Source organism: Nocardiopsis sp. ATB16-24, from assembly GCF_030271535.1.
Classification (GTDB): Bacteria; Actinomycetota; Actinomycetes; order Streptosporangiales; family Streptosporangiaceae; genus Nocardiopsis.
In genome coordinates this window covers 1-22164 of record NZ_JASCXJ010000028.1, presented here as the reverse complement: position 1 = coordinate 22164, position 22164 = coordinate 1, and the positions used below count along the sequence as shown (strand labels likewise).

Below are 22164 nucleotides of genomic sequence, written 5' to 3'. Positions count from 1 at the left end.
GAGCCGCCGGAGCACCGTGCCCGCGGCGGGTGGAGGCCGTCGGCGTCCATCCGCCGTACCCGAGGGGTCAGGTTCGGGAGAGCACCGTCGCCAGGGCGTCCACCACGCGGGGGTCGTACTCGCTGCCGGTGTCCATGCGCAGGCGCTCCAGGACCGCGGCACGGCGTTCGGCGTCACCGTGCTCACCGAGCAGGTCGTCGAAGGCGTTGGCCACCTTGATGATCCGACTGCCCAGCGGCGGCGGCCCTTCGTCCCCGTCGCCGGCGAGCGGCTCACACTGACGACGGACCATCTCGGCCACGTTGTCCAGCACACCGGTCTCACGGATGATCGCCGAACCCAGTTCGGCGATACGCCGCTGCTCCCTCGGGGAGGCGAGCACGGTGGCACCGCCCGCGATGGGCTCCCGCAGGGAGAGCTGACCGATGTCGTGCATCAGGGAGGCGTACTCCAGCTCCCTCAGCTCGGCTTCGGCCAATCCGAGTTCACAGGCGATCCCGTACGCGAGCTGACTGACGCGACGCGAGTGCCCGTTCTCCACGTAGCCTCCCACCTCTGTCACACGCGACAGCGCGCGCACCGTCTCGAGGTAGGTCCGCCGTACCTCCGCGTGACGGCGGAACGCCGCCTGGGAGACCAGCAACGGGGCGGAGAACACCAGGAGGCCCGCCAGCCCCGTGACCGCGCAGGCCAGGGCGATGAGGACACCGCTGGAGCCGATCGCCACCCCCAGGGCGGATTGGGCGCGCAGTTCGTCCCGGACCGCGACACGCAGACGAGTGCGCAGCCGCTCGGCCCGGAGCACGGCCGCCGTCAGAGCGTCCACCGTCCAGGTGAGTACGACCAGGACCGCCATCAGCAACATCGCCGGCACCGACGGCCCCGAGAAGTCGAGGTGCTCGGCCAGGGGTCGGAAGGAGACCGCCAGGAGCGCCGCGACGAGGATCCTGCGGGCCACTCCCTCCACCCTCGGACTACGTCCCACGGCGATGTGCGGAAGCTCTCCCAGCGCCACCCCCAGGGAGGTCACCGCCACGACCTGCCAGGCGGAGTGGTGCAGGGGGCCCGACCCCAAGGTGAGCAGGAACGCGTAGCTGATCGCCCCGGCCGAGGCGACGGGCGCGGCCTCACGGTGTCCGGGCAGGGTGATCCTGGCCAGCTCACCGGCCGCGATGACCAGACAGAACGACAGGGCCACGTAGGGTTCCACGAACCCGGTGACGGCCGTGCGGACCAGGGCCGCCAAGGCGCAGGCCCCCACGACGGCGACCAGCACGGCGCGGACGGGGCGATGGGTGCGCCAGATCGGCCCGCGCGGGCGCTGGTGGTTCAGGGCCCCGCCCTCGGGCCCGTTCAGTGTCGCCCCGAAGGAACGGGGCGTGTCCGACTGGCTCTGTGTCATCACCGGTCACGTCCACCTGTTACCGCTTCGGCCGAGGCCGTGGACTCCGTGGAGGAGCCCTCCTCGGAGGCGGCGGACACCTCACCGCGGTCCTTGGTGACCACCGCGGCGGCGGCCTCCTCGGCGGCCTCGGATCCGTAGCAGCCGCCCGGCGGTTCGGTGACGTCCGGCGTCTCCCAACCCTCGCGTTCCACGGCGCGCACGAGCGCCTCCACCATCCTGGGGTCGAACTGGGTCCCGGCGCAGGCCCGCAGTTCGGCGATGGCCTCCTCCACCGACCACGCCTTGCGGTAGGAACGCGTGGAGGTCAGGCAGTCGAACACGTCCGCGACGCTGATGATGCGCGCCGACTCGGGGATCTCCATCCCGACCAGCCCCATGGGGTATCCGCGCCCGTCGAGTCGCTCGTGATGGTGCCTGATTCCGGCCAGGGCCTCGTCCAGAAAGCTGATCTCCCGCACGATCTCGTAGCCGCGCGTGGGATGCAGCTTGATGGTCGCGTACTCCTCCTCGGTGAGTTTCCCCGTCTTCTGCAACACCCTGGTGGGAACTCCGAGTTTGCCGATGTCGTGCAGCATCCCGGCGTACCTGATCTTCTGTACCCGCTCGGCGGGCATGCCCAGTTCCCGGGCGATCATGGCGGCGCCCTCCGCGACGCGCATGCAGTGGCCCCGGGTGTAGTAGTCCTTGGTCTCCACCGCCTGGCAGAGGGTGGCCAGTGTGGCCTCGTGCGCACGCACCTCGTCCTGTTGCTGCGCGAAGGTCCAGCGCGCGATGAACATGGGCAACAACACCAACAGGGGCGCGACGAGACCGAGCCCTTCCCAGACGGCCGCGATCGCCAGGCCGAGCATCTGGTAACCCATGGAGGCCAGTTCCACGGCCAGCAGCGGTCGCCAGTGGAACCTGCCCCTAGGGCCCTTGGGCCACAGGTCGCCCAGCGTCCACATCAGGGCGGCGATCAGCGCCGAGTTGACCAGGGAGTGGACCAGGACGGCCGCGACGTAGGGGATGACGATGGTGGGGAAGTCCTCCCTACCGGGCTCCCCCACCGTTCCACCGAGCAGGAGGTAGACGTGTCCGGCGGCGTAGGCCGCCAGCGCGAACTGCGCGCCGTTGAACACCCGCTTGATGAGGCTCTGCCTTCGGATGACGAGGCATGAGGCGAAACCGACCACGGCCGCCCCGACCGGTCCGACCAGGACGACCGCGGCCAGGGACACCGCGGAACTCGGCGAGATCCCGGCTCTGACGCTCGTGAGCACCGCCGTGCTGATCGACTCGGCGACCACGAAGAGCACCGCCACCAGGGCCAGCGTGCGTAGGTCCAGACCCGTGTAGGGACCGACGAGCATGACGACGACAGCGCTGACGACGACGATTCCGATGTAGACACGCGCGCCCCCGGGAAGAGCCCGCACCCCCGTTCACCCCCTACCGACTACAACCTGCCTGTCATGATTTCACCGGTTCTGTTCTACCACCAGGACCATCCGGTGAAGGTGGATGCGGCCCAAACAGTTGCCATAGCGATGTGAAGTACACCGACGAACATGTCGTCCCCCTCTCCGAACGCAGACGCACCGTCTTTTCCCCGGGCACGCCGCGTAAATTACCCCATTCGTTGGATATGGAGTCCAGTTTAACGGGCAACGACAGTGTCCTGATTACCCCCGGCCCGAACCACCTCCGACACACCACTCACAGAGGGGATCAAATTCCGGAATATGGAATTACTAATTCAATTAGCGGCAACGGAATATCACTCTACGTAAGGCACACGAGCCGGACACCGACCGCCGAACCTCTACGGCCATGCCGATTCCCCCTCGACCCCCGAGGCCACACCCACCAGGCATGACTACGCAAAGTAAGCAAGTTGATCGCAGCTCGGAAGCCATAGGAAAAATCATTCCGAGTCGGTTACGGACGAGACCCCCCGGGCGTGCCGGGCGTGTTGAGAACGATGCGCCATGCCTCCAGCAGAGGGGCCGTGACCAAAACCCCGACAGGCACGGGGATTCCACGACGAGATACCCACAAAAGCCCACAAATTTCTCACATCACAACAGAACATGACAATACAGAAAAGGGACATAGGGGACATAAAAAATGGCGGAGGCTGGAATTCCAGCCTCCGCCCTCACGCGAATCGCTACGGGGACCGTCCCTCAGGCCGGCGCCCCCGGGGACCCCGTCCTCGTCTCACGGGCCAACTGCTCCGTGCGCGCCCGCTCCAGGCGTTCGAGCACCTTGGCCCTGAGACCCGTCGGTACCGGGTCGCACCCACAGTGCTTGGCCACGAGCTTCTTCACCGCCTCTTCGAGGCCGTGTTCCTCCAGGCAGGGGGCGCACTCGTCCAGGTGCCTCCGGATCTGATCGCAGTTGGACTCCTCGAGCTCACCGTCGATGTAGGTGTAGAGCTTGTTGAGCACCTCACTGCACGGGGTGTCGGTGTGCTTGTCGTGGCCGCCGCTCATTGCCGCTCTCCTCGATCCGAACCGTTCTTCCCCCGTCCCGGTGCGGGCGTTCCCGAAGCGACCGCTGCGGCCTGCGCCGCCTCCCTCGCCGGCAGGAACCCCCGCTCCACCGCGTACTCCTCGAGCAGGGACCGAAGCTGGCGGCGCCCCCTGTGCAGGCGGGACATCACCGTCCCGATGGGCGTCCCCATGATCTCCGCGACCTCCTTGTAGGCGAAGCCCTCGACGTCGGCGAGGTACACCGCGATCCGGAAGTCCTCGGGCAGCTCCTGGAGCGCCCGCTTGACGTCACTGTCGGGAAGATGTTCGAGCGCCTCGGCCTCGGCCGACTTCAGTCCCGACGACGTGTGCGAGGCGGCCTGTACCAGCTGCCAGTCCTCGATGTCCTCGGTCCCCGCCTGCCTGGGCTCGCGTTGCTTCTTGCGGTAGGAGTTGATGAAGGTGTTGGTGAGGATGCGGTAGAGCCACGCCTTGAGGTTCGTGCCCTGCTTGAACTGGTGGAACGAACCGAACGCCTTGGCGAAGGTCTCCTGGACGAGGTCCTCGGCGTCCGCGGGGTTGCGAGTCATCCGCAGCGCCGCGGAGTAGAGCTGGTCCAGGTAGGGAAGCGCATCCCTTTCGAACCGCGCGTCCCGTTCCTCGGCCGTCTCCTGCCCTTGACCCTGTTCCAAGCCCGTCGGCCTCCTCGTACCGTTCCCAGATGGGGCATCCATACCCCAACGATACGACCCCATGGCACGAACCCGCGCATCGACGCCTGGGGGCATCGACACCGCTTCCTCGCGCTCAAGGCACGCCCCGGCAGTCGGCATGGTCTTGTGACCCTCCCCGCGTAACCGTCCATCCCACGTCCGGTCCTCTGTGCCGGACGCGATGTGGTGGATAACAACATTCCTCGCGGGCTGATTCCGAACTCCGAGGGACGAAGGTCCTCCATGTGCGGGCTGTCGGTCCCCACGTGCGCCGGACTTCGCCGTTTGGCGGCGTCATCGGAGGTAAGGCATGGCAGAGTGCGGGTAAGACCAATGGAAGGATGGGAGAGGAGTGCACGTGCGACCGTCCTCGACTCCGGCCTCCGACCGCTCTCGGTCGACGGCAGCCCAGTTCGCCACCCCCGACCGGCTGTCGGACTACTGGCGGTTCTACTGGGCGGTCGCAGAGGCTCAGATCGCCCGTTGGCTTCCCGACACCGCCTCTCGTCTCCTCGACGTGTCCGGCCCCGACTTCCAGAGCACCCAACGTTCGGTGGCCGCGGGACACGACGTGGTCACCCTCCTCCCCTCCCCGGACATGGCGGTACGCAGCCCGCTGACCCTGGTGAACAGCCGTTCACCGGTCTCCTCCCCCGCACGTCGCGGACGGTTGCGCCAGGTGGTGGGCGACTCCGCGTTCCTGCGCAACTTCGCCTCCGAGGCCTTCGACGGGGTCATCGCCGACAACAGGGTGCTGTCCCGCCACCTGGCGACCGAGGCTGCCCTGGCCGAGGTCGCCCGGGTCCTACGCCCCGGAGGGAGGACCCTGCTGTGCGTGGACTCGGTGGTGTTGGGCATGGCGATGCTGGCCGAACAGGACCGCTGGCCCGAGCTGAGTCACGCGCCCAGGGCGGACGTACTCCTCGTTCCCTGGCCGGACGGGTCCATCACCCGTTGCTTCACCGCGGAGCAGCTGGCCGACACGGTCACCGACGCCGGTCTGGAGCTGGAGTGGGTCAAACCGCGTACGGTGCTGTCCGCCTCCACGGTGGAGATGATGCTGGCACGCGACCCCAGGTCCATGGGCCACCTGGTGGAGATGGAACTGCGGGCCACGGAGTCCGACGACTACGTCGGGGTGCACCTGGTGGCGAGCGCGAGGAAACCCGGATGACCTGAGGGACGGCCCCGCCACGCCCCGCGAGAGGACGGGCGCACCGGGGCCGCACCGTGACCGTGGGGTCACCCGAACGGGTTTCTCGGTCGGCGCCACCGTTGAGCCGCACCGCCATGGCGCGAGCCCCCGCGTTGCGCGGCAGGACGTGCGAACGCGTGGAAGGCGTCCGTGGGACACGTACCGGCGTGGCGTTCCGTACGGCCCGGAGCACCGTGGCCGGGTCCGACCTCCGACCGGGCCGTTCTCCTTGGCGTCAAAAGAGTGTGTCCGGACCGCCGTCCTGGGTGGAGGAGGCGGGTTCGAGCAGCTCGGGACCGTTGTTCTTGATGCTGTTGACGTCGGTGGAGACCTCGTCGACCGCGAACCGGTCGGCCGGGGTCTCCTCCAACAGGTGCGCCAGCTCGTCGGTCCCCGTGCGCGGGTCCAGCCAGGCCGTCCAGTTCTCGGTCGGCATGATGACCGGCATGCGCTCGTGGATGTGGGCGAGTTCGGGGGCCGCCTCGGTCGTGATGACGGCGCAGCTCCACACCCACGCGGCCGGATCGTCCTCGGGGACCTCGGGGTCGCGCCAGCGCTCGAAGATGCCCGCCATCGCCAGGGGCCGGTCGTCCGGGTAGTGGATGGAGTAGGGCTTCTTGTCCGCCTTGGCCTTGCGCTTCCTGTGGTGGGGGTCGGTGACGGGCGAGGTGCTGGCCTGTACCGTCCCGTCCCTGCCGATCAGCTGCCATTCGTAGTAGGCGTCGGCGGGCAGCAGACAGCGGCGCCGCCGGAAGGCCGTGCGGAAGGCGGGCTTGTCGGCGATGGTCTCGCTGCGCGCGTTGATCATCCGGTAGCCGATGTTGCGGTCCTTGGCCCAGGAGGGGACGAGACCCCAGCGCATGGTGTGCAGGGACCGCGGTCCCTCCGTCTCCGGCCCCTCCCCCTGCGGGGGCGGTCCGAGCACGGCGTAGACGGAGCGTCCCGGCGCGATGTTGTAGTCCGGCGCCAGCTCCTCCAGAGGGGGCCAGGCCCGGTGGTCGACCTCCTCCGGCACCGCCTCCTCGGGAAGACCGAAGGCGAACTGCAACTGTCGCACGTTCCGTGACTGGGCATAACGACCGCACATGTAAGGAATCCTATGACGTGGACACCCGTTCCTTGCGCCGAACACCCGTGGCGGCGGCCCTTCCGTCCCGTTCCGGCGAAGAGGCGGGACCTCACGGGTCCGCTGCGAGCGGCTCGGGGTCCGTGTCCTCCCCCGCGTCACCGGCGGTGCCCCTGGTACGCCAGGCCCGGAGCAGGCCCGCCGGCACCGTCAGCGTTCCCAGGAGGGCCAGGGTCCACGGCGCCCAGGAGTCCAGGGCCCGCAACAGCACCGAGCGCACACGCGCCCGCTCGGCGTAGGCCAGGACCTGGGAGTCGGCCATGGCCAGTTCCGCGTGCAACAAGGGCACCTCACCGGTATCGTTCTGCGGACGCAGGGTCTCCGACCGGCTCTCGCTCGCGTTGACGACGATGCCGCTGGCCGGCTCCACCCAGAACGTACGATCGACCTGGAGCCAGCGTGTGGCGGTCACCGTCCCCGACGCCCCCTCGCGGAAGAGCCCGGCGGGTACCGCGCGCGCCGAGTCCGGTACCTGGGTGCTCTCGATCGACTGGGCGTACCGGCGTACCGGTACGCCCGCCACCTCGTCCTCACCCTCGAACCGCACCGTCGGTGCCGAGCGCACCTCGGCGTCGTAGAGCGTGTGGTCGCCCGCCTCGACCCCGGGCGGCCAGAAGTGGACGAGCCCCGCCTGACGGACGGCGCGGTCCCCGTCCACGTGTTCGCCACAGCAGTTCACCGCCCGCCCCGTCCGACGGTCGACGATGACGCGTCGGCTCCAGTGGTCGATCACCCGGTCGGGTACGGAGGTGTCCACGGACATCTCCCACGCCGACCAGTCTCCGCCGTGCGCCGAGGCGTCCACCCGGGTCGACCTGGTGAGCTCGTCGGTCTGGGCCCACGACCACGTGGAGGTGTCCAGGTACCAGGCGTCCTCGGCGACCATGCGCACGTCGAACCGCGCGGTGGCGGGCAGTAGGGCCACCCTCTCGTACACGTACAGGGGCGACAGGGCGGCGAGGGTGAGGAGGAAGGCGCCGACGGCCACCAGCAACGTGCCCGGGGGCACGGGGCGCTTCGACCCGGCCCCCGGCCCGACCTGGTCGTGGGCGGGGTCGTCGGTCCTGGGCGCGCTCATGTGCGGGCCTCCTGGGGGTCGTTCTCCGGCACGTCGTCGCCCTCGGGCGGCTTCTCCTCGCCGGAGCGGCCCTTCACGTCACCGTCGGAGGCGGCTCCGGCCCCCTCGACCACGATGTCCCCGTCCGTGCCACCGGCCCGCTCGCGGACCGAGGCCGGGTGGGCGTCGGCGGGCTCACCGTCGCCCCGCTGTCCCAGCGCCAGGACGAGTCGGGCCAGAGCGGGCAGGCACAGCGACTGGGCGACCCATCCGCGCAGCGCTCCCCCGAGCACCTGCGTGATGTCGTGGAAGGGCATGTACAGCGCCAAGTAGGTGCCCACGGCCATGGCCAGGCCGGCCAGTGACAGCGAGAGGACCACCGGCCACGGCCCGGCCAGGTGCGGCAACATCCGTCCGCCCAGGGACGGTCGCCCCGGTTTGGCGTGACGCAGACGTTGGGGCGCGCGGCGGCCCAGCCACCACATGCCCAGCAGGATCAGGCCGACCAGGAGCGCTCCGGCCGCACCGGCCACCCACACCCCGTAGGCCAGGCCCAGGGGCAGGATCATCCGGCGGCTCGGCCATCCGGGTTCGGCGTCGGGCAGGGCGCGTGCCCCGGTCGGTGACGGGGTCCGTCCGCCGCCGGGCGGCAGACGCCTCGGCCACAGCGCCGACACGACCAGTAGCACGGCCAGGCCCGCGCCCACGGTCAGGGCCTTGTGGTAGGTGTCGTCGGGCGTGTAGACGAGGGTCACGGTGCCCGCGCTGCCGGCCGGGAGCACCCAGGCCTGCTTCCAGCCCTCCAGCCGGATCGGCTCCAGAGGACCGTCCGTTCCCTCCAGACGGGCCTCCCAGCCCTCGTTGAAGTTCTCGTTGACCACGAGCAGGCTGTCCTCGTCGACGTCGACGTCGAATCCGCGCTCGCCGGGGCCCCATGTGCGCAGGGTCTCCACCGCCGACATGGTGACCTCGGGGCGGTCCGCCAACGGGTCGGCGGACCGCACCAGCGCCGAACGCACCTCGTAGCGGTTTCCGGGGTCGACCACGATCCGGTTCTCGCCCTCGACCATGTCCAGGTCGGTACAGCTCTCGTAGCGCAACGGCTTGCCGGTGAGCTGGTCGGCGAGGGTCCCCTCACTGATCCGTGTCTCCACGCGGCGGCCGTTGACGCGCAGGACGGGACCGAGGCCGCAGGTGGTGACGGCCTCGCCCTCGGGCACCGGGTCCACCGGGTCCACCCCGGGCAGGGTGATGGTGCCGATCTCCAGGGCCTGCCCCTCGGGGCGTTCGAAGGTCACCCTCAACGACCGCGCGGTCAACTCGGCGAAGTCCACCCGACCGCTTCCGTCCAGCCATCCCTCGCGGACGGTGTCCCCACCCTCCACGGTGACCCGGATCGGCCGCAGCACGCTGTCCGCACGGGGGAAGTCGACCTCCAGGTGGCCGATCGTGGTCGGCTCCTCCAACGCGATGTCGAGCCAGGGGTTCTTCTCCTCCGGGTCCGGATACCACACGGTGCTCTCGTCGTCGTCCAACGCGCCACGGCCCATGGCCGCCGGATGTCGGACGGCGGTCGAGGACGCGGTCACGTGCGGGTACGGGCCGGCCCGGTTGGCCGCGTTCTCCGCCTCACGCGGGTCGGTGAGCACGACCTCGCCCGAGACGACGTGCGGCATGGAGGCGGTCTCCGCGGAGAGTTCGAAGGTACGGTCCAGGCCGCGCGCGTCCTCACCCTGCACCTGAAGGCGCGGGTTGCACACCCACACGTGGGAGCCCTCCATGCATCCGGGCGCGGTCCCCGTGGAACCGGTGAACAGCAGGGTCCCCGTGTCGGCGGGTCCGGGCACCCGCAGCGTGCGGGCCGGTTCCAGGCCGGGCACGGAGATCGAGGAGATGCCCACGCGGGTGCCGAAACGGTACTCCGGTTCCCAGGCCAGCTCCTCCACCCTCACGCGCAGCGTGGTGGTCTCCCCCGGCGGGGCCACCAGTTCCTGGGGGTCCTCGGTCTCGGCCACGGGCACCTCCACCTCACCGGTGTCGGTGATGAGGGCGACCCGGGAGGGCGGCGGCTCGTCGGCCAGCTGTTCGAAGGCGATGCTGAGCCCGGTGAGGTCCTGCGGCTCGGTGAACTCGATCTCGATCCACTCTCCCAGGGCACCGGTGAAGGCGCTGGACCGCCACGAGGTGCCGAGATCGTCGTCGAGTGTGGCGTGCGGGGCGTGCCCGGGGTCACGGTCCACGGCACGCGCCCCCGCCCCGGCCTCGGAGGAGGAGGCGCGCACCGAGGCGATCCCGAGGTCCTCGGCGTGGGCGACGTACCCCTCCCAGGCCGGATCGAGGACGTCGGGGGCGGGGACCTCGCGTTCGAGTTCCTCGTCCTCGGTGAGCGTGGCCGACACGTTGCGCCGTACGTCCGGGTAGACGACCTCGCGGCGACGCGCGGTGTCGGTGACGATCGTGTCCTCGGCGTCGATCAGTTCGGTCCCGGGGTCGTCCCCGAGCAGGATCGGGCGGTCGTCGTCGACCAGCCCCTGCTCGGCCAGGTGGAGCAGCGACTCGGGTCCGCCGGTGACCCTCAGCATCCCGTCGGCGGGCACGGTGCCCACCGTGGGCGCGGCGTCCTCCACCTCGTAGATCGTCAGGGCTCGGTAGGGCTGGTCGAACCACTGGGAGGCGGACTGGTGGTCGAGGGAGCCGATGACCGGACCGAACTCGGCCGCCTCGGTGATGCCCGGTGAGTCCTTCAACGTCTGGTGGACGCGGGCCGGCCAGCCCCCGTTGTTGGCGACGCGTTGGAGGTCGTTGCGCACCACGAGGTGGGTGACCCCCATACGGGCGAAGGTGTCGGCGAGCCCCGCCGATCCGCGACCCGAGGACACGCGCTGGTCGATCTCGTGGAGGAGCCGGGAGACCCCGGCCGAACCCCAGGGGATGATCTGGTGGTTGGTCCAGGCACCGTCCAGCAGGGGTTGCAGGGGTTCGTCGAGGGGTCGGCCCCACTCGTACTCGCCCCGCGCCGAACCGGGCAGGGCCATGGTCATGCCCCGCTCGTCGGAGCGCTCCTCCAGCCAGTCGACCGCCTCGTACCAGTAGTCGGGGATCTGGGCGAAGCCGCCCGCGGGGGCGATCCCGACGGTGCCGATGGGGACGAGGGTGACCAGGAACAGGGCTCCGGTACCGCCCGCCACGGCGCGGCGTACTCGTGCGGGCACGGGCGTGCCCGCACGGTCGGCGCGGTCGCGGGCCACCACCACCGGAAGGTGCGCCAGACCCAGGACCACGGGCAGGCGCACGAGGGCGTCGAACTTGTGCACGTTGCGGAACGGGGAGAGGACACCGTCGAAGAGCTCCCGCATCGTGCCGGCGAAGGGACCGGTGAGGTCGCCGGTGAAGCCCGCGACGATGATCGCCGTGCCCGTGAGGAGGGTGGCGATGAGGAAGGGTCTTTCGGGGGTGCGCCGGTTGATGAGCCCGGCCAGGCCCAGACCGGCGACCATCGCGGTGACCGCGATCAGCCATGGGGTGGTGGACAGCTCCGCGCCCGAGGGCAGGGCGGTGTTGCCCTGGTCGGGGAGGAAGCCCATCCAGTTGGAGGTTCCGCGCAGCGCGTTGAGCAGCGAGGTGACCCCGGTGGTGACGGCCGCGTCCTCGGTGAAGGGCATGAACGAGAACACGTACCGCGACATGAGGAACAGCGGCACGATGTACCAGAAGGACGCCAGGATCAGCGCGACCGCCCACCAGGCGATGAGTCGCCACTTGCGGGGGCCGTTGGCGCGGGTGAGCAGGTACAGGCCGGGTACCACCAGGACGGCCAGCTCCGATGCGGCGTTGGTACCGCCGCACAGGAGGAAGGCCACGCCCGAGAGCAGGGCCATGCGGGCCGGGGAACGACCCCGTTGGGCGCCCAGGATCAGCGGCAGCAGGATCCAGGGCATGAGCAGCATGGGTTGCAGCTCGGCGGAGTTGTACGACAGGAGCGTCAGCACGCGCGGGGCCAGGGCGTAGGCGAGCCCGGCCAGGATGCGGGTGTTGACGGTGCCGATCCCCAACGCCCCGGCCACCTTGTACACACCGGTGAAGGCGGCGATGAGGAGGACGGCCATCCACAGGCGCTGGATCAGCCAGTCGGGCATGTCGAGCAGGTCGAACAGCAGGTGGAAGGGCCCGTTGGGGAAGAAGTACCCGTAGGCCTGGTTCTGGATCTGCCCGAAGTAGGACGCGTCCCACAGGTGCAGGGCGCGCTCCATGAACCCCAGAGGATCGGCCGTCAGGTCGAGCTTGGTGTCACTGACGATCCTTCCGGGATCGATGCTCGCGGCCAGCGCCCCCAGGAGCAGGCACACCGCGAGGACCTTCAGCCGCGCCTGTAGCCTCTCGTCCAGCCCGAAGAAGAGCGATGTGCGGGAATCCTCCGGTTCGCGCCTGGCGGTGGATTCCGTCCGAGTCAACTTTTCGCTTTCCTGCCTGCTGCCGTGTCCGGAGCACCGGAGGGATGGGAGGGGTCGGGGTCCGCGCCGCCGGGAAGTCCGAGTTCTCGGGCCACGAGCCGGGCCATCCGCGCGCCGCTGGCCTCCCAGGTGAACCGGGACGCCCACGCGTGGCAGGCGCGACGAATCTCCTCGGCCCGGCGGGGGTCGGAGAGTTCCTTGAGCGCGCGATCGACGACGTCGGCGAGGTTCTCGCCCTCACGCACCAGCCATCCGGTCTCACCGTCGCGAACCGAATCGCGAAGCCCGTCCACATCGTAGGCCACGGTGGGCACACCGAGGCGTGCCGCCTCGATGACGGTCAGCCCCCAGCCCTCGAACTCGGAGGCGGTGACCTGGAGGTGGCAGGAGGCCAGGACGCTGTTCTTGTCCTCCTCGGGCAGGAAACCGTGCAGGACCACACGGTCGCCCGTGCCGTCACGCTCGATCTGTTCGGCGAGGGGGGCGCCTTCGGGTCCGCGGCCGATGATGTGCACCTTCAGACCGGGGTACTCGTCGCCGAGCTCACGAGCGAGGTCGACCACCTGGGAGACGCGCTTTTGAACCACCAGGCGCCCCAGGCTCACCACCGCCGGGCTTCCCAGATCGGAGGAGGAGGGAGCGTCGTCCAAGGGCTTCTGTGGTCCGGGGAGCCCGCCGTTGTGGATGATCTCGATGGGCGCGCGCCAACCGAGCTTCTCACGCATGGCCCGACGGGAGGACTCCGAGACGGTGACGGTGGTACAGCGGCGGTACACACGCGAGGCGACGGCCGACTCGATGAAGCGACCCAGCCAGGCGATCGGTCGTGGGAAGTAGGCGTTGAACTGTAGATCGTGGACGTGGTGGACGATGCTGACCACCTTGGTGCTCCGGCGCAGCACGAGGCGGCACAGGAAGGGGATGCCGTTCATGCAGTCGAAGGCGAGCCGGTACTCGCGCCGCCACAGGGTCAACCACGCCATGACCCGCGGGTAGACGGTGAACCTGCCTCCCATGCGGCGGATGACGATGCCGTCCCGGGTCTCCACGCGGGCCTGGTGGGGCTCACGGCTGGTGAGGAAGGTGACGATGGCGCCGCGTTCGGCCAGGTGGCGGCTGATCCGCCAGGCGTACTCCTCCGCTCCCCCGGCGGTGGACTGCCAGGGGTCACGCCAGTTGACCATGACCAGGCGGACACCGTCCAGGCGTGGTCCGAGGTCGGTGGAGACCTCCAGGGCACCGTGGACGTCCGTGTCGGTCTCCGCCTCGGTCGGGAGGGGAACGCCGACCGGAACGGGGGTGACCACTGCGGGCTCTGTCTCCGGACAGAGCCGGTGGGCCTTCTGGAAGACCACACGCTCTCCTTCCGCGTGGTGTCCGGACGAACCGGGTGCCGGGACGCGTTTCGCGCGTCATGGACACGTACGAGGCCCTCTTCGGAGGAAGGGCGGAGCGCACGCCGAACGGACCCGTGGACCGGACGTCGATGGTGAGGCGCGGGCAGGGACGGTGCCTGGAGCCGCGGGCCCGGGAAGCGGGACGCCCCACTGGGGGCGAGGCGCCCACGAACCTCCCGCCGTACGGTCGATCTAGCGGTCGCCGTAGTTGTAGAGGGTTTCGTTGACCGGTTCCGCGGTGGCGGTGGTGTCGGTGGCGAGACTGGTGGCCACGAAGGTCAGTCCCCCCGCCAGGGCCGCACCGATCACGCAGGCGGCGATTACCTTGATCACTTGGAGATCTCCTTCCGCGCGCCCGATCCCGCGCTGGGTCCGGAGCGCTGGAAAACGAGACTAGAACCTGATCTAGCCACAGACCAGATGATTGCCCCAACTGTAACTAACCCGCCGGTAACTTCCAACCCTGGAACAGCGGCTTCATCGGCCTTCACATGCTGATCCGGAACGCGAAGAAGAAGCATGTCCGGTCCTTTCACCACGGTGGCGAGACCTTCCACCCCTGACCAGAACCGGTTATCGACGGGAGCGGAGACCACGACGTGGCGGATTCCGGCCGCCCCCAGTTCACCGGGGTCGAGTCGCTCCGGAAGCCCGGTCGTGGGGTCGGGGTCGAGCATGCGACCGACCCGCCGGGCACGGGTGTCCTCACCGGCCACCACCATCGTCCCTCCGTCGGAGGTGCCGACCACCAGGTCGTCGTTCCACAGGGTACGCCGATCGAAGAGTCTGGTCGCCGGGTCCAGGACGACCACGGGACGTCCGGACCAGTCCAGCCCCCGGTAGGCGCTCCAGGGCAGGACCAGCACCGCACCGGGACGGTCGTCGGCGGCCACCGCCTCCTGGGCCCTCGACCACGCCTCGGGATAGTGCACCGGGGCCAGGCGCCCCGCCGCCCCCCACAGCAGCCCGGGGAGGGTCACCAACGGAAGCAGCGTCACGAACACGGCGATCCCCACGCGCCATGGCGCACCGCTCCCGGTGGTCCCCCCGGCCCGTCCCCTCCCCCGTACGCCACGTGGGGGCGCCGCTCCACGACCGGCCACCCACAGCACGAGGGCCCCGGCCCCCAGTGCCTGCACCAGGGCCAACGGCGCCACGTACAGTTGACCGTCGCGCAGGGTCCCAAAGCCCGGCCAGAGGGAGACCAGCCAGACCACCAGGTCACGTCCCGCCGCGGTGGTCCCCAGCAGGGCCAGAGCGGTGCCCGCCACCGCGGCCACCGACAGGCCCGGAGCGAACTCCGGGCGTCCCCGAAACGACCACCATGCCCAGCCCGCCAACGCCGTCAGGCACAGGAGGAGGCGCACCGTGGCCGTCACCGGCTCGCCGTACCCCGCCGGCACCGCGCCGGAGTTCCAGATCCCCCCCAGGAGGAGCAGGGAACCGGCCACGCCGAAGGGGGTGTCCGAGCGCGCGGCGAAGGCCTCCACTCCGGCGGGGTCGGTGCGCGCGCCACTGACCAGGGAAGGCAGCAGCCACGGCAGGGCGATCACCGTCAGGGCCAGGGCGAACAGTCCGGCCCGCACCCACCAGCGCCTTCCGGGAACGTGCTCCTTCGCCCCCGCGCGGGCGCCGTCCCGCACCGTGGGTGTGGGACGGCTTCGATGGCGGAAGCGCCACAGGGCGACGGGCCCCGCCGTCAGGGCGGTCAGCACCACCGAGGAGAAGCCGCCCACGGCGGCCGGGACCAGCGCGCGTATCAGGCCCGCCAGCCCCTCCATCGGCCGGACCGAGGCCAATCGGGCGGTGGCCCCCACCACCCACGGCAGGCCCGCGTAACCCAGGAGCACCGCCCACTGCCCCAACAACAGGCGCTCGGCCACGAACGGGTTCCACACATAGGCCACCCCGGCGGCCGACGAGGCGAGCAGTCCCGGGACCGACCCCTCCTCACGCAGCGCGCGCGACATCAGGCGGGCGGCGCCGGCCCCGCCCACGGTGAACACGGCGAGCAACGCCAGTGACTGCACCACGTCCCCCGGCAGGACCGTGGACAGGACCGCCACCACGGCGTCACTGGGGATCGCACGGGGAAATCCGTCCGCGCCCCGCAGCACCGTTCCCAGCGCGAGGTCCGGCACGAACACCATGTCGTAGCGGAGCACGTAACCGCGCCCCAGGGCCGGGCCGAGCGCCAGCACCCCGGCGACCAGCCCCACCGCCCACGGAAGCGACCGTGCGGCCCGCCGGAGGGCGACCCCGGAGGTCATCGCCCCTCCGAGAGCAGGACGCTGTCGGAGTGACCGCCCTCCACGTAGTCGCGGTAGGAGCGGACCACCACCTCGTAGGCTCCGGAGAGCGTCGCCGACCAGTGCGTGTCCTCTCCCACCGAGCCGAGCGTGTGCCAGCCCTGCCCGCTCCCCGGTCCGCGCCCGTCACGCCGTTCACAGTCCGGCCCCGGAACCGGTTCGGGGACATCGGGAGTGGGCGCCGGCCCGTCCGGTCCGGGCGGCCGCGGCGTGGGCGTGGACGGCGGCTCCGGTTCGGGCCTCGGCGGACCGTCTCCCGCCGAGGGCGGCCCTTCCCCGCCCCCGTCGTCCGGATCGTCCGTGGGACCCGTACCCTCCCACGCGTCCACGGGCAGACGTCGGTCGTTGGAGGGCGAACAGTCCAGCACACGCACCCACACCTCGTAGTGCGAGGCCTCCTCCACCGGTTCCCACTCCACGACGGACCCGCCGTCGCGAACACGTACCCAGGACGGGCCCGGAGGCGGCTCGTCGTCCCACACCCACCGGAGGGGTTCGGACTCGGCTCCCTCGTCGCGGCCCTTGTAGGAACGGACCACGAACTCGTAGTCGGCCCCACTGAAGAGCGCCTCCACCAGGACCGAACCACGGTCACCGTCCAGGTCCACGTCCACGGGCAGCACGAAGGGCTCGTCGGGGGCGGGCGAGATCCGGCGCTGGACCACTCTGTAGTCGGTGGCTCCGGGCACGGTCTCCCAGGTGAGCACCAGGCCGTCGTCGGACTCCTCCGCGGTGGGCTCGACCGGCCTCAGCGGTCCCACCGACATCTCCGGGAGCGGTCGCCGGTAGGCCCCTCCGACCCCGAGGGGGTCGGCGAGCACGTCGGCGAAGGCCGCGGCGATCTTCAGCTCGCCACGCGTGTTGGGATGTGCCTCGTCCCAGTTGTCGTGGGCCGGCACGTATCCGTCCGCGATCCGGGCGATCACCACCGGCGAGTCCCCGGAGGTCAGCTGTTCGGCCAGGTCGACCACCCCCATGTTGAACCGGTCGATCTCATCGTTGACCGGTCCGTCGTCCCCGGTGCCCTCCACCGGCGGCAACTCCCCGATGACGAACCGGGTCTCTCCCTGTACCACACGCACCGTGGACACGGTCTCACCGATGCCCTCCAACGCCCGGTCGGCCCCGTCACCGGCCAGGATGTCCTCGATTCCGGCGAGAAGCAGCATGTAGTGCGGCTCGTACTCGGCCGCCACCCGTGCGGCGTCGGCGGCCAGGTCCCCGGCGGAGGCGCCCCAGCGCGCGGCGTGGTCGGTGTCGAAGTCGGGATCGGCGTAGTCCTGGTTGTCGAACTCCTCCTCCGTCAGTCCGTACATGCCGTCGTAGGGGCCGACGAAGTCGACGTCCACGTCGGTCTGGCGCAGATGGGACCACAGGTGATAGCGCCAGGTGTAGTCACCGCTGCTCCCCTGGGACAGGGAGTCGCCGACGACCATGACGCGCAACTCCCCCTCGGGAGGACCCGGCACGGCGACGGGATCGCCGTCGTCGCCCGCACCGGGGCCGCCGGTCCCGCCCGAACCGGTCTGGACGAGCAACAAGGTGACGGCCATCGCCGCCAGCATGACCCCGAGCAGTCCGAGCGGTCCGGGTTCGAAGCGCGTGGAGCGGTACCGCCATGGGGCGAGGGCACGCCAGGAGAGACGTCGGGCATCGGAGCGGGGACGGCGAGGCCGAAGGCGCTCGGCCACACGCGACCAAGGCGTCGGTGGGGAGGTCCCATTCCCGGAGTCCTTCACCACGCCCGACTCCTCGTCCTTCGCGACCTGGGGCTTGGGGGCCTGCTCGTCCGGCCCACGCGGGTCCTGCACCGTGCCCCATCCCTCGTCGTCGCGTCCTGTGGACATTCGCAGAACAGGTTCTATCCCCGCTCCGCCACCCCTGGTGACCGTCGAGACCGTCGACCGGAAACAGGGGGTTCGTCAGACCAGACTAGAACTGGTTATATGGAAGCCGTCAACCTTCCCCGGCCCCGCCTCCGCCGGCCGAGCCGTGGACGACGATGTCAGGCTCCGTCCCTCGGAAACCGCGCTTCGGTCGGTAGCCGGCCCTCGACGGCTTCGACGACCTCCGGTCGCCCCATGCCCCCGACGGCCCAGGACGACCCGTGGAGAACGGACCCCGGTCGCCGCTTCCGACACCACGCCCGCCGCACCGGCCACGACCTCCGACAAGAAAGCAGGTCCGCCCGTGATCGGACTCCTGGTCGCGCTGCTGTCCGCCGTGGTCTACACCGTCGGCCTGACCGTGGAACAGCGCGCCCTGCACGGATCGGAGTCGATCTCGATCCACCGGCCGCTGCACCTGGCGCGAGTGCTGCTCACCAACCCCCGTTGGGTGTTCGGCTGCTTCTTCGCCGCCGTGGGCAGTGTCGGCCTGATCGTCGCCCTCGGTCTGGCTCCCGTCTCGGTGGTCCAACCGGCTTTCGCGGCCGGAGTCGCCTGTGGCATCCTCGTCCTCACCCTCCTCCTGGGGGAGCGTCTCACCCGAGGAGAATATGTCGCGCTCGCCGTCATGCCCGTGGCACTCGGCCTGCTCAGTCTGTCCACCGCGGACGGCGCGGAGACCGGCACCAGCGCCCGCACCCCGCTCCTGATCCTGGTCAGTCTGGCCACGGTGGTGCTCTGCCTGGCCGTGGTGGGACTGGCCGGTGGTCGGGGCAGGTACATGTCGGCCGCCGCGATGGGCGTCGCCGCCGGATTCGCCCAGGGCAGCGCGGGACTCCAGGGCAAGGGGCTGGGCGGCCTGCTCGCCGAACACGGCCTGTGGAACGCGATCGCCCCCGCGCTGCTGTCCCCCTACCCCTACCTGTACGCCCTCGGCTGGGCGGTGGGCATCGTCCTCTTCCAGACCTCGCTGCAACGTTCCCGCGCCTCCGTCACCGCTCCCGTGGCCAACGTCGCGGGCAACGTCTTCATGGTGGTGATGGGCACGGTCCTGTTCGGGGAACGACTCCCCGAGGACCCGGCCATGCTGGCCCTGCGCGTCGGTGGGTTCGCCCTGACGCTGGTGGTGATCGTCCTGGTGCGCGGCAACGTGGCCCAGGTCGAGGCCGACATCGGCCGCAGGCGCGCCCGTGCCGCCTCCTCCGTCCCCGAGGACGCCGACCACTCCTGACCTCTTCCCCTCTCTCCACCCCGGGAAAAGGGGCGAGGCCCCACCCATGGCGCGAGGGTGGGGCCTCTGATCAGGGAGGGCTCAGACCGCCACCGACACGGCCTGACGCAGGCCGGGAGCGGTGACGTCGGCCCAGGCCCGCACCACGCTGTCGGGCCGGTCGACCTCCTCCTCCGCCAGGATCAGGCCGGGCTCGGCCACCCAGGCGCCCAGGTCGGCCAGGAGGACGCGCAGGTCCTCCTCGATACCGCGACTGTTGCGCAGGTCCTCCACCACGGCCAGCGGTACCGCGACGGTGTGGCCCAGTCCCAGTTCGGGCAGGCGGTCCAGGAAGACCTTGAGCAGGCCGGTGTAGGTGCCGTGCACCTGGGGGGAGGCCACGAGCAGGACATTGCTGCGGCGCACCCTCTCCAGGGCGTCCTCGACGGCGGGGGAGGAGTCCGTGAGCAGTTCGGCGCCCAGATCGGCGATGTCGACGACGACCGGCCGGGAATCGACGCCGGCGCGGGCGGCCACCTCGGAGGCGGCACGCAGGGCGGCCGCCCTCACGGAGGAACGGTTCCGGGAGGCGGCGACGAGCACGGTGAAGCGGGTCATGGAGAACTCCTGGGTTCGGTCGGAGCGAGCCGGTGTGACCGGAGAGGTGTCGGGGGCGGTGATCGGGACGACACCGGAGAGGGGGTCGTTCCTCCCACCGGCACGGGAGCGGACGTCGTCGTCCGGAACTCGTACGTGCCGGGCCTGGAAGGGCTGCTCCACGGGCCGATGGGGCCCGGAACCCGAGGGCGGGGTGAATGAGCGTCCGGTGTCTGCGAAGGGCACGGAGCACGGGAATACCCGTGGCGCGGGGCGCGGCCCCGCGAAGGCGCTAGCTACGACAGAGCGCGCTCGCCTGCTGTCTCAGATCGACATGCAGGCGCTGGACGAGCAGCTCACCGGCGGACATGCCTCCATCATGGGGTTCACCGCCTCGATCGTCAATGCGCACGGCTCTCCTCCGTGCGCGAGAACACACCGGGAACACGGCGTTCCGGTGCACGGGCGATCGTCCCCGCGAGCAGGATCCTCCGGCTGGACAGCAGAAACGGGCCTCCGCCCCGGAGTTCCTCCCCCTTCCCGGACACGCCACCGACGCCTGTGTAATGTGCGACACACCACCGGGGCGGTCCGTCGACGACCTCCCGAGGCAGCAGGAGCCACCGTCCTTCGTCGAACGCCAGGAAGAGAGCCCCACCATGGTCCAGACCCCCGTCACTCTGGCCAACGCACGCGTCGTGACCCCCGAGGGGGTCCACGACGGATGGCTGCGAGTCGAGGACGGTCGCGTGGCCGCGCTCGGCTCGGGCGAACCCGCTCGGGGTGGTGAGGTCCACGACGTGGACGGCGCCTGGGTCGTACCGGGGATGGTGGACACCCATCTCCACGGCGGGGCCGGGCACTCCTTCACCGACGCCGATCCCGAGGGCATCCGGAGGATCATCGCCTTCAACCGGGCCCGAGGGGTGACGACACTGGTGGGTGGGCTGGTCGCGGCATCGCCCGAGGACACCGTCCGTCAGGTGTCGACACTGGCCGAGCTGTGCGATACGGGCGAACTGGCGGGCATCTACCTGGAGGGTCCCTTCATCGCGCGGTCCAGGTGCGGAGCGCACGACCCGGAGTTGCTGCGTGAGCCGGACACCGCCGAGTTCGACCGCTGGCTCAAGGCCGGTCGCGGTCACGTGCGCATGATCACCGTGGCTCCCGAGCTGCCGGGCGCCCTGGAGCTGATCGGTGCGGCGGTCTCCTCCGGTGTGGTGGCCGCCGTGGGCCACACCGAGGCCACCTACGAGCAGACCCTGGCGGCCTTCGACGCGGGCGCGTCGGTGGCCACCCACCTGTACAACGCGATGCGTCCCCTGGGACACCGGGATCCTGGACCGATCGCGGCCGCCCTGGGCGACGAGCGGGTGACGGTCGAGCTGATCCTGGACAACGTGCACGTCCACCCCGGCGCCGCCGGCCTGGTGTTCGACGCCGCGGGCGCGAACCGGGTGTCGCTGGTGACGGACGCGATGTCAGCGACGGGGCTGGGAGACGGCGAGTACACACTGGGCGACCTGCGGGTGCGGGTGAGCGGTGGAGAGGCCCGGCTGGTCGAGAGCGGGGCGATCGCCTCCAGCACGATCGTGCTGCCGCAGGCCGTACGCAACGCCGTCCGGGGGCTGGGGGTGAGCGTGCCCGAGGCGGTGCGTTCGGCCTCGTCCGTTCCGGGGACGGCTCTGGGCCTGGACGGCGCCGGCAGGATCGAGCCCGGCGGCCGTGCCGATCTCGTCGTGCTCGACCACGAACTCACCGTCCGCGAGGTGATGCACGCAGGCGCCTGGCTCGTGTGACGGCGTGTCGCAACCTTGTTACCAAGCAGCAATGTGACACTGAGTGACAATGGCGTCAGGGCATCGAGGAGAGCCACCACGCTCGACACGAAAGGATCTGCGCCATGGCCAAGTCAAAACAGACGAAGGACGAGCAGCCGACCCGTGTGCCCTCTGAGGAGCACGAGCACCTCAGCAGGCTCGCAGCCGAGCTGGCCGACTACGACGTGCGGGCGGACGTGATCGACGGTGAGTCACCTTGCCTTCGCGTCAGCAATCCGTCCTCCACCTGCGTGGTGGAGGACGTGGTGTGTGAACGCCGGGAGCACGACCACGCGTTCATCGCCTCGTTCGGGATCCATCTGGGCAGCAGTGGGAGCCTCGGCGTCACAGCCCACAAGATCGCGTGGCTCGTGGGGGCCACCAAGGAGTGACGCCCACGTGGGCGGGGGGTGCCTTTGGGCACCGCCCCCGTCCGCGACCGGCCGGAGGCCCCGCGAGGGGCCGGCCCCCGCACCGGTCGGACACCGCAGGGCCCGCGTCGACCGCGCGCGGCGGCGCCCGCCTCGGCCACGTGCGACGGC

The 22164-nt window shown here is 70.4% G+C and carries 16 protein-coding genes; 4 read left to right on the top strand and 12 right to left on the bottom strand.

Annotated elements, in window-relative coordinates; all coding sequences use genetic code 11:
- Positions 1–67: 67 nt before the first annotated feature.
- From PFX91_RS21970 to PFX91_RS21955, 4 genes are all read right to left on the bottom strand, one after another.
- Positions 68–1402 (bottom strand): HD-GYP domain-containing protein, encoded by a 1335-nt coding sequence (locus PFX91_RS21970; RefSeq protein WP_285734835.1) that lies wholly within the window; start codon positions 1400–1402, stop codon positions 68–70.
- Positions 1402–2757, bottom strand: coding sequence for an HD-GYP domain-containing protein (locus PFX91_RS21965; RefSeq protein ID WP_285734865.1), 1356 nt, complete (start codon positions 2755–2757; stop codon positions 1402–1404). Before PFX91_RS21965 ends, PFX91_RS21970 begins: the two co-directional genes overlap by 1 nt.
- Positions 2758–3573: 816 nt before the next feature.
- Complete coding sequence (rsrA, locus tag PFX91_RS21960) at positions 3574–3882, bottom strand: mycothiol system anti-sigma-R factor (protein ID WP_285734833.1); 309 nt, start codon at positions 3880–3882, stop codon at positions 3574–3576.
- A complete protein-coding gene (locus PFX91_RS21955; protein WP_285734831.1) occupies positions 3879–4595 on the bottom strand; it encodes a sigma-70 family RNA polymerase sigma factor in 717 nt (238 codons plus the stop codon). Before PFX91_RS21955 ends, rsrA begins: the two co-directional genes overlap by 4 nt.
- 331 nt (positions 4596–4926) lie before the next feature.
- Between PFX91_RS21955 and PFX91_RS21950 the strand changes: the two genes are divergently transcribed.
- Entirely contained in the window at positions 4927–5748 is an 822-nt protein-coding gene (locus PFX91_RS21950; protein ID WP_285734828.1) for a class I SAM-dependent methyltransferase, read from the top strand.
- 256 nt (positions 5749–6004) lie between these two features.
- Here PFX91_RS21950 and PFX91_RS21945 read toward each other — a convergent pair whose 3' ends face one another.
- The 7 genes from PFX91_RS21945 to PFX91_RS21915 all read right to left on the bottom strand — a co-directional run bounded on the left by PFX91_RS21945 (position 6005) and on the right by PFX91_RS21915 (position 17956).
- Positions 6005–6856 (bottom strand): SOS response-associated peptidase, encoded by an 852-nt coding sequence (locus PFX91_RS21945; RefSeq protein WP_285734827.1) that lies wholly within the window; start codon positions 6854–6856, stop codon positions 6005–6007.
- Between the two features lie 91 nt (positions 6857–6947).
- Positions 6948–7973, bottom strand: coding sequence for a cell envelope lipid trafficking protein PgfA (pgfA, locus tag PFX91_RS21940; RefSeq protein ID WP_285734825.1), 1026 nt, complete (start codon positions 7971–7973; stop codon positions 6948–6950).
- On the bottom strand, positions 7970–12403 hold the full coding sequence (locus PFX91_RS21935; RefSeq protein ID WP_285734823.1) for an alpha-(1->3)-arabinofuranosyltransferase: 4434 nt from the start codon (positions 12401–12403) through the stop codon (positions 7970–7972). The genes pgfA and PFX91_RS21935 overlap by 4 nt, the downstream gene beginning before the upstream one ends.
- Entirely contained in the window at positions 12400–13758 is a 1359-nt protein-coding gene (locus PFX91_RS21930) for a glycosyltransferase family 4 protein (RefSeq protein WP_285734821.1), read from the bottom strand. The genes PFX91_RS21935 and PFX91_RS21930 overlap by 4 nt, the downstream gene beginning before the upstream one ends.
- Before the next feature lie 234 nt (positions 13759–13992).
- The gene (locus PFX91_RS21925) at positions 13993–14133 is read right to left on the bottom strand and encodes a hypothetical protein (RefSeq protein ID WP_285734819.1); all 141 of its coding nucleotides are present in this window, start codon (positions 14131–14133) and stop codon (positions 13993–13995) included.
- The gene (locus PFX91_RS21920) at positions 14130–16070 is read right to left on the bottom strand and encodes an MmpA family trehalose lipid delivery protein (protein WP_285734818.1); all 1941 of its coding nucleotides are present in this window, start codon (positions 16068–16070) and stop codon (positions 14130–14132) included. The genes PFX91_RS21925 and PFX91_RS21920 overlap by 4 nt, the downstream gene beginning before the upstream one ends.
- Entirely contained in the window at positions 16067–17956 is a 1890-nt protein-coding gene (locus PFX91_RS21915) for an SGNH/GDSL hydrolase family protein (RefSeq protein ID WP_285734816.1), read from the bottom strand. The genes PFX91_RS21920 and PFX91_RS21915 overlap by 4 nt, the downstream gene beginning before the upstream one ends.
- A gap of 343 nt (positions 17957–18299) precedes the next feature.
- Between PFX91_RS21915 and PFX91_RS21910 the strand changes: the two genes are divergently transcribed.
- Positions 18300–19226, top strand: coding sequence for a DMT family protein (locus PFX91_RS21910; RefSeq protein ID WP_285734814.1), 927 nt, complete (start codon positions 18300–18302; stop codon positions 19224–19226).
- Positions 19227–19307: 81 nt separating this feature from the next.
- On the opposite strand, the gene PFX91_RS21905 is transcribed toward PFX91_RS21910, so the two are convergent.
- The gene (locus tag PFX91_RS21905) at positions 19308–19823 is read right to left on the bottom strand and encodes an NADPH-dependent FMN reductase (protein WP_285734863.1); all 516 of its coding nucleotides are present in this window, start codon (positions 19821–19823) and stop codon (positions 19308–19310) included.
- Between the two features lie 638 nt (positions 19824–20461).
- Between PFX91_RS21905 and nagA the strand changes: the two genes are divergently transcribed.
- Both nagA and PFX91_RS21895 read left to right on the top strand, forming a co-directional pair.
- Positions 20462–21601, top strand: a complete 1140-nt coding sequence (gene nagA, locus PFX91_RS21900) for an N-acetylglucosamine-6-phosphate deacetylase (RefSeq protein WP_285734812.1) — start codon at positions 20462–20464, stop codon at positions 21599–21601.
- A gap of 104 nt (positions 21602–21705) precedes the next feature.
- A complete protein-coding gene (locus PFX91_RS21895; RefSeq protein WP_285734809.1) occupies positions 21706–22014 on the top strand; it encodes a hypothetical protein in 309 nt (102 codons plus the stop codon).
- Positions 22015–22164 lie beyond the last annotated feature (150 nt).